This window comes from Corynebacterium sp. (genome assembly GCF_030152825.1).
Lineage (GTDB): Bacteria > Actinomycetota > Actinomycetes > Mycobacteriales > Mycobacteriaceae > Corynebacterium.
The window spans coordinates 1-2,621 of sequence record NZ_JASLIP010000088.1 but is presented as its reverse complement, the minus strand read 5'-3'; the positions used below and the strand labels follow the sequence as shown (position 1 = coordinate 2,621).

The 2,621-nt window shown below is 66.5% G+C and carries 4 protein-coding genes; all 4 read left to right on the top strand.

What is annotated here, in order from left to right:
- Nucleotides 1-89: 89 nt before the first annotated feature.
- Complete coding sequence (locus tag Q1V78_RS08765) at nt 90-1,208, top strand: hypothetical protein (RefSeq protein ID WP_300613680.1); 1,119 nt, start codon at nt 90-92, stop codon at nt 1,206-1,208.
- A complete protein-coding gene (locus tag Q1V78_RS08760) occupies nt 1,202-1,546 on the top strand; it encodes a hypothetical protein (RefSeq protein WP_300613678.1) in 345 nt (114 codons plus the stop codon). Before Q1V78_RS08765 ends, Q1V78_RS08760 begins: the two co-directional genes overlap by 7 nt.
- An 88-nt stretch (nt 1,547-1,634) precedes the next feature.
- Entirely contained in the window at nt 1,635-1,754 is a 120-nt protein-coding gene (locus Q1V78_RS08755) for an excalibur calcium-binding domain-containing protein (protein ID WP_300613682.1), read from the top strand.
- A 191-nt stretch (nt 1,755-1,945) separates the two neighbouring features.
- On the top strand, nt 1,946-2,621 hold a 676-nt coding region (locus Q1V78_RS08750; protein WP_300613676.1), incomplete at its 3' end, for an NAD(P)H-binding protein.

The window sequence follows — 2,621 nt, the reverse complement described above, 5'->3', positions numbered from 1 at the left end:
GCAGCGGAGGCACGGGCGGCCTCGAAGCTGGCCCGTGATGCCGAGGACGCCGACCATAGCGCGGCAGGTGCCATCGCTGAGGTGCTCCGATGAGGCAACAGCAGCGCGTGGAGCGCGCCATCAAGCAGCTGGCCAGTTACGGCGTGCCGGTGGGGTCTGCGGAGTCTGCCGCTGGATTCACCCGCGGCCTGGACCCGGATGCTCTGCAGTCCGCCGCCCATCTTCTGTTTAGGACGCCACCGCCGGTGCTCCGGGCGGACCCGAAGGATCTTGAGGGCTGCGGTGGTGTGCAGCTGGCCCAGGCATGCGCCGCGCAGCAGCAGTACGACCAGGGCTTGGTGCAGGTTGCGGAGTCGGGCCGGGGTGCCGCGGATCTTATCGGCAACCTCTGCGAGCACACGGCCGCAGAGGTGGAGCGAATCGTCTCCCGCTTTGAGGACCAGGTGGAGCAGTCCCGCATCGCGCTGCCGGAGTGCCCGCCGGAGCTGCTGAAGGCGATGGGGGATTCCGCCGAGCGCGCCGTGTGCGAGCAACTGGAACGCCGTAACAAGGCGCTCACCGATGCGGCTGATCAGCTGGTCGCGGACTGCGAAGCAGCTGTGGCGGGCAGCGAGGGAGAGGTGCAGCTCAGCACCGCCGATCCGGCGGTGTTGGAGGCAGTGACCGGCCAGGACGTCGGCGGTGGCCACGGTGAGCAATTCGAGCAGGCGGGCGGGGCTGTTCAGGATCTCCCGGAGGGGCACGACGCCACGTCAACGGTCGGCACAGACTCACCGGAACATGATGACCCAGGGGCTGAGGCTGCGCCGGTCGCGGAGACACCGCAGCCTCAGGAAGCCCCGAGCCCTGAGGACGACACAGCAGGTTCAGGCCACGGTGTTTCTGCGAGCCACGGTGAAGGCGGCACCCCGAACGGCAACAGGGAGGGGCAGTCGAGCGACGACGGGCCCGTCGTCGAACTGGAGACCTCCGGTGCGCTGCCACAGGACATCGAACCCGCCGAAGCCACGGCCTGGAGCCCAGATATCTGGCTGGCTGAGGGCGCGGACACCGCCCAGGCAGGGCAGGTGGCCCATGCTTCTGGCGATGGTGCGATTGGTGGAGCGAACGCGGAGCCCGGAAGCTCGCCCGCGGTGAAACCCGCAACCACCGGGATCACCCTGGAACGGACTTATGAGGTGGGGATTGAAAGGAGCGGGCAGTGGTAGACCGCGATAAGTACGAGGCGATCATGGGGGAGTTCCTCGCCCGCATGGATGAGGCTGCGACGGCCTTCGAGGGGGAGATGTCCCAGCATCGGGACACCCTGGAGAAGCTCGTGGAACGCCAAGCCCAGGCGGGGCAGGACGGCAAGAGCGGCCACAAGGGCTTCGATGCCAGCACCGCCGGTGGCAGGGAGGCCGCGGATCGGGGGGCCGGCGCCGCAGGCGGCGACAGCCACGAAACTGCGAGCCACTGGGCGCGGGAGGATCACCCCGGCCCGGGTCTGGCAGAGCCGGACATCAAGCGCGCCGGCTGGTGCGCGCCGAGAAATCTCTTCGACTAGCGACGCGGGGTGGGCCCACCTGCCAACACCGCGCCAAGCGTGGCCATGCTCAGCATGGCCACACCAAGCCGCGTAGGCGAACAGCCCGCTGCCCCAGGCAAACTGTGCAGCAGTTCGTGCCGCTGGTGCAGCCCCGATCTATGCGGGAGATCCTGGTTACAGCTCCGATCTCGATCGCGACGGTGACGGCGTAGCTTGTGAAAACTAGCTAAACGGTAACTGTGAAGGAGAGGGCATTTGCGCGGCGTCACCAAGCGCGTGCCCGTTGGTGTCGCGGCTACCCGGTCGCTGAATGATGAGGTAGGCATCGGCGGCCATAAATTATTGCACTCGCGTACCGTCGAATGTATTGGCAATATTGCACTCGCCGGCGTGCGCCGGAGGCCAGGAGGAAACGCTATGACCAACGATACCGCTGCGCAGACACGGCTTGCCCTGGTGACGGGTGCGACGGGGTACGTCGGCAGTCACCTCGTCACGGAATTGCTGGACCGCGGCTGGCGGGTGCGCACGCTTTCCCGCAGCCGTGACAAGGCGCTGTCGATGCCCTGGGGTGACAAGATCGTGGCTGAGGGTAAGCAGGCCGGCACGGGCGAGGTGGAGGTCTACGAGGGCGATGCAACCGATAGGCGGGATCTGGGAGCCGCGCTTGCGGACGCCACGGCAGCCTGGTACCTCATCCACTCCATGGGGGAGGGCGATGACTTCCGTAAGGAAGAGCGCGAGATGGCACAGCGCTTTGCCGCGGTGGCGGAGGAGCAGGAGATTGGCCGCATCGTGTTCTTGGGTGGGCTGCATCCTTCGGATGAAGAGCTCTCGGAGCACTTGGGCTCCCGTGTGGAGGTAGGCGAGATCTTCTTGGACTCGAATGTCCCGACGGCCGCGCTGCAGGCCGGCGTGGTGCTGGGCCAGGGTTCGATCTCTTTTCAGATGTTGCGTCATCTCTCGGAGCGTCTGCCGGGCGCTATTGGTCCGGATTGGATTCGCCATGAGATTACGCCGATTTCGGTGCGCGATGTGGTCTTCTACCTGGCTAGCGCGGCGGAGCTACCAGCTGATGTGAATCGCACTTTCG

Bases quoted from the DNA above. Each gene is read 5' to 3' on its own strand.
- Q1V78_RS08765 (WP_300613680.1), top strand. From the start codon at position 90: ATGAGGCAACAGCAGCGCGTGGAGCGCGCCATCAAGCAGCTGGCCAGT.